This window comes from Kitasatospora sp. MY 5-36 (assembly GCF_001182915.1).
In the GTDB taxonomy this organism is placed as follows: domain Bacteria; phylum Actinomycetota; class Actinomycetes; order Streptomycetales; family Streptomycetaceae; genus Kitasatospora.
Genome location: NZ_LFVW01000738.1, coordinates 1 through 5106 on the forward strand (window position 1 = coordinate 1; position 5106 = coordinate 5106).

The window sequence follows — 5106 nt, forward strand, 5'->3', positions numbered from 1 at the left end:
GTGCTGGAGGTCCGCGCGCACGACGCCCCCGGGCTGCTGCACCGGATCGGCCGGGCGCTGGACGGGGCGGGCGTACGGGTGCGCACCGCGCACGTCTCCACGCTGGGCGCGGAGGCCGTCGACTCGTTCTACCTGACCGACGGGGCGGGCCGTCCGCTGACCGCCCGGCGGGCCGGCGAGGTGGCGGCGGCGGTCCGGGCCGCACTGGGCTGACGCGCCCCGGAGGGCTCCGGCGGCGGGGGCCGTCGGGCCTCGGCGGCGAGGGTGGAGGAGCTCCCGGAACGGGGGTGGAGGAGCTTCGGGAGCAGGGGTGGAGACCGTACCCGGGGCGGCCGGATACCCTGGGGGGCGACGACCGTACCGATTCCGATGCCGCAGAGGACCCGCGACGACGTGTTCGACACCCTTTCCGATCGCCTCGCAGCGACGTTCAAGAACCTCCGGGGCAAGGGCCGCCTGAGCGAGGCGGACATCGACGCCACCGCCCGCGAGATCCGCATCGCGCTGCTGGAGGCGGACGTCGCGCTGCCGGTCGTCCGGGCCTTCATCAAGCAGGTCAAGGAGCGGGCGCTCGGCGTCGAGGTCTCCGGTGCGCTGAACCCGGCGCAGCAGATCATCAAGATCGTCAACGAGGAGCTCATCTCCATCCTCGGTGGCGAGACCCGACGGGTGCGGTTCGCCAAGAGCGGCCCGACGGTGATCATGCTGGCCGGTCTCCAGGGTGCCGGTAAGACCACCCTGGCGGGCAAGCTCGGCCACTGGCTGAAGAAGCAGAAGCACACCCCACTGCTGGTCGCCTGCGACCTCCAGCGCCCCAACGCGGTCAACCAGCTCCAGGTGGTCGCCGAGCGCGCCGGCGTGGCCTTCTACGGCCCGCAGCCGGGCAACGGCGTCGGCGACCCGGTGCAGGTGGCCAAGGACTCGATCGAGTACGCCAAGCAGAAGCAGTACGACGTCGTCGTCGTCGACACCGCAGGCCGCCTGGGCATCGACGCCGAGCTGATGCAGCAGGCCGCCGACATCCGCGCCGCGGTGAACCCGGACGAGGTCCTGTTCGTCGTCGACGCGATGATCGGCCAGGACGCGGTCACCACCGCGCAGGCCTTCCTCGACGGCGTCGACTTCACCGGCGTGGTGCTCTCCAAGCTCGACGGCGACGCCCGCGGCGGTGCCGCCCTGTCGGTCGCGCACGTCACCGGCCGGCAGATCATGTTCGCCTCCAACGGCGAGAAGGTCGACGACTTCGACGCCTTCCACCCGGACCGGATGGCCTCGCGCATCCTCGGCATGGGTGACGTCCTCTCGCTGATCGAGAAGGCCGAGCAGACCTTCTCGCAGGAGGAGGCGGAGAAGATCGCCGCCAAGCTGCGCGGCGGTCCGAAGCAGTTCACCCTGGACGACTTCCTGTCCCAGCTGGAGCAGGTCCAGAAGATGGGCTCGATCTCCAAGCTGCTCGGCATGCTGCCCGGCATGGGCCAGATCCGGGACCAGATCAACAACATCGACGACAAGGACGTCAACCGGGTCGGCGCGATCATCAAGTCGATGACCCCGACCGAGCGGGCCGAGCCGGAGCTGATCAACGGCTCCCGCCGGGCCCGCATCGCCAAGGGCTCCGGTGTCCAGGTCGGCGAGGTGAAGAACCTGGTCGAGCGGTTCTTCGAGGCCCGCAAGATGATGTCCGCGATGGCCTCCGGCAAGGGCATGCCCGGCATGCCGGGGATCCCGGGCATGGGCGGCGGCGCCAAGAAGTCCGGCAAGAAGGCCCCGCAGGCCAAGGGCAAGCGCAAGAGCGGCAACCCGCTGAAGCGCGCCCAGGAGGAGGCCGCGGCCGCCGAGCGCCGCGCGCTCGGCCCGGGCGCCGGCCAGGGCCCGGCGGACGGCGGCGCGTTCGGCCTCGGCGCGGGCAAGGGCCCGGCCGACTTCGAGCTGCCCAAGGAGTTCAAGGACCTGCTGTAGTCCTCCGACCGGCTCCCGTCGGCCCGTCGTCCGGTGTTTCCGGGCGGCGGGCCGATCGCGTGTCCGATGATGGGGGCATGCGAGTGATGATCAGGGCCCCGAGGGCCGAGGACACGGCCGGGTACGCCGAAGCGGTCCGGCGGTCCGCCGAACACATCGGACGGTGGAACCCGGTCGAGCCGGACGGGCTGCCCGACCTGCTGAAGCGCCAGGGGTCCGGGCTGCGCACCTTCCTGATCGTCGACCGGGAGACCGGCGGACTGGTCGGCAAGGTGAACGTCGCCAACATCGTGATGGGCCGGTTCTGCAACGCCTCGCTGGGCTACGACTCGTACGTCCCGTTCAACGGCACCGGGCGGATGACCGAGGGCATGCGGCTGGTCGTGGACCGCTGCTTCGCCCCGCAGACGGCCGACGGGCTCGGGCTGCACCGGCTGGAGATCAACGTGCAGCCGGAGAACGAGCGCTCGATCGCGATGGCCAAGCGGCTGGGCTTCCGGCACGAGGGCTTCACCCCGCGGATGCTGTTCCTCCAGGGGGACTGGCGCGACCACGAGCGGTTCGCGCTGACCGCCGAGGAGTGGCCGGGCGCAGCCGCATAGTCGCTGGTGGGAGGGGTCGGCGCGGCCGTCCGGCGGTCCGGGCGCGGCGTTGCGATTGGCCCGCCCGAGCGCCTGTCCGTATTGTCCGATGGGTGACCGAACCCGTGCCGCCACGTCAGACCCCCGACCAGCCCTGGCGTTCGGAGGGCGCCCCGCCCCCGCCGCCGCCCAAGCGCCGGATGCCCGGCGGCTGGGTGGGCCTCGCCCTCACCGCCCTCGTGGTGTTCCTGATCTCGGACCTGCTGCTGTCCTTCTTCGGCCCCGCCGGTGCCACCACGATCTCGTACACCGAGTTCAACAACCAGCTGAACAAGGGCAACATCACCAAGATCTACGCCAAGGGCGACGCGATCGAGGGCACCCTCAAGAGCGCCCAGCCCAAGCCGGACGGCGGCAAGGGCGACTACACCGAGTTCGACACCCAGCGGCCCTCCTTCGCGGGCGACAACCTCTGGACCACCCTGCAGCAGCAGGGCGTCGAGGTCACCGCCACCTCGCCGGTCCAGCAGCGCAGCTTCCTCACCAACCTGCTGATCTCGCTCGCCCCGATGCTGCTGCTGATCTTCATCTGGGTGCTGCTCGCCCGCCGGATGGCCGGCGGGCTCGGCGGCGGACCGCTCGGCCGCAAGGCCCCGCCGAAGCCGGTCACCGCCGAGGAGGGCAAGCGCACCACCTTCGCCGACGTGGCCGGCATCGACGAGGTCGAGGCCGAACTCACCGAGGTCGTCGACTACTTGAAGAACCCCGAGCGGTACCGCAGGCTCGGCGCCAAGATGCCGCGCGGCGTGCTGCTGAGCGGCCCGCCCGGAACCGGCAAGACCCTGCTGGCCCGGGCCGTGGCCGGCGAGGCGAACGTGCCGTTCTTCTCCGCCTCCGCCTCCGAGTTCATCGAGATGATCGTCGGCGTCGGCGCCAGCCGGGTCCGCGAGCTGTTCGCCGAGGCCCGCAAGGTCGCCCCGGCGATCATCTTCATCGACGAGATCGACACCATCGGCCGCCAGCGCGGCGCCGGCGGCGGCATGGGCGGGCACGACGAGCGCGAGCAGACCCTCAACCAGATCCTCACCGAGATGGACGGCTTCAGCGGCTCCGAGGGCGTCATCGTGATCGCCGCGACCAACCGGGCGGACGTGCTCGACCCGGCCCTGCTGCGCCCCGGCCGCTTCGACCGGCGGATCACCGTCAGCCCGCCCGACCGGGAGGGCCGCGCGGCGATCCTGCGCATCCACAGCCGCAGCGTCCCGCTGGCGGGCGACACCGACCTCAACCAGCTGGCCAAGGTCACGCCGGGGATGACCGGCGCCGAACTCGCCAACCTGGTCAACGAGGCCGCGCTGCTGGCCGTCAAGCGCAAGCAGGACGCGGTCAACGAGCGGGACCTCTCGGACGCGCTGGAGAAGGTCCAGCTCGGCGCGGTGCGGCCGCTGGTGATGCCGCAGGAGGAGCGCGAGCGCACGGCGTACCACGAGAGCGGGCACGCGCTGCTGGGCATGCTCCAGCCCGGCGCGGACCCGGTCCGCAAGATCACCATCGTGCCGCGCGGCCGGGCGCTCGGCGTCACCCTCTCCACCCCGGAGAACGACCGCTACTCGTACACCGAGCCGTACCTGCGCGGCCGGATCATCGGCGCGCTCGGCGGCATGGCGGCCGAGCAGGTGGTCTACGGGGTGATCACCACCGGTGCGGAGAGCGACCTGGAGCAGGTCACCAACATCGCCCGCGGGATGGCCGGACGCTGGGGGATGAGCGAGCGGGTCGGCCGGCTCACCGCGGTGCCCTCCGACCCGCAGGGCGCGTACGGGCTCTCCGCCGCGCCGACCACCCTGGACGCGGTGGACGAGGAGGCGCGGCGGATCGTCTCCGAGTGCTACGACGACGCGGTGCGGATCCTGACCGAGCAGCGGCACCGGCTGGACGCGCTGGCGGCGGCGCTGCTGGAGGCGGAGACGCTGGACGAGGCGGCGGCGTACCGGGCGGCGGGGGTGCCGCGGGAGGGCTCCGAGGGTTCCGACGGGCCTGCCGGCGGGTCCGGCGGGCCTGGTGGGTCCGACGGGGCCGACGGGGCTGACGGGAAGTCGATCGACCGGGCGTGAAGCCGGGGGCCGGGGGCGCTCGCCATGGTGGCGGGCGCCCTCGGTTTTTCGTACCCGCTCTTCCTCGGCCTCCTCGTCCCGCCTAGCGCGACCGTTCGGCGACCAGGTAGCGGAACAGGTTCTCCATCCGTACCGAGCCGTCCGCGCGCAGGTACGGCTGGAGCACCTCCTCCAGCTCCTTGGCCACCAGCGAGGCCCCGGAGAACTCCTCGGCCGGCTCGAACAGGCCGGTGGAGAGCAGCCCGCGCACCGCGCTGTCGAGGTCGGCGTAGGCGAACGGGCAGCTCACCCGGCCGCTGCCGGCCGGACGCAGGCCGGCCGGGGCCAGCAGGTCCTCCAGCGCGCCGGGCGCGCTCAGCTCGAACGGGTCGCGCGCGGTGGTCCGGCCCGCCATCCGCCGGGCCACGTCCAGCACCGGGGCGCTCTCGCAGCGCTCCGGCGGGCCCCAGGCG

The 5106-nt window shown here is 72.5% G+C and carries 4 protein-coding genes and 1 pseudogene; 4 read left to right on the plus strand and 1 reads right to left on the minus strand.

The window, feature by feature from the left end; genetic code table 11:
* The 4 genes from AE652_RS34875 to ftsH form a co-directional block, all read left to right on the plus strand.
* Positions 1 to 213 (plus strand): ACT domain-containing protein (locus AE652_RS34875; protein ID WP_159028643.1); only part of this gene is annotated, 213 nt, incomplete at its 5' end.
* A gap of 180 nt (positions 214 to 393) precedes the next feature.
* Positions 394 to 1959 carry a signal recognition particle protein gene (gene ffh / locus AE652_RS34880; RefSeq protein WP_049658994.1) on the plus strand — a complete coding sequence of 522 codons (1566 nt, stop codon included), beginning with the start codon at positions 394 to 396 and terminating at the stop codon, positions 1957 to 1959.
* Between the two features lie 77 nt (positions 1960 to 2036).
* Entirely contained in the window at positions 2037 to 2561 is a 525-nt protein-coding gene (locus tag AE652_RS34885; RefSeq protein WP_082346170.1) for a GNAT family N-acetyltransferase, read from the plus strand.
* A gap of 92 nt (positions 2562 to 2653) precedes the next feature.
* Entirely contained in the window at positions 2654 to 4654 is a 2001-nt protein-coding gene (gene ftsH, locus AE652_RS34890) for an ATP-dependent zinc metalloprotease FtsH (RefSeq protein ID WP_082346171.1), read from the plus strand.
* An 82-nt stretch (positions 4655 to 4736) separates the two neighbouring features.
* Here the strand turns inward: ftsH and AE652_RS34895 are convergent.
* Positions 4737 to 5106: pseudogene (locus AE652_RS34895) on the minus strand (SAM-dependent methyltransferase); the annotation flags it as partial.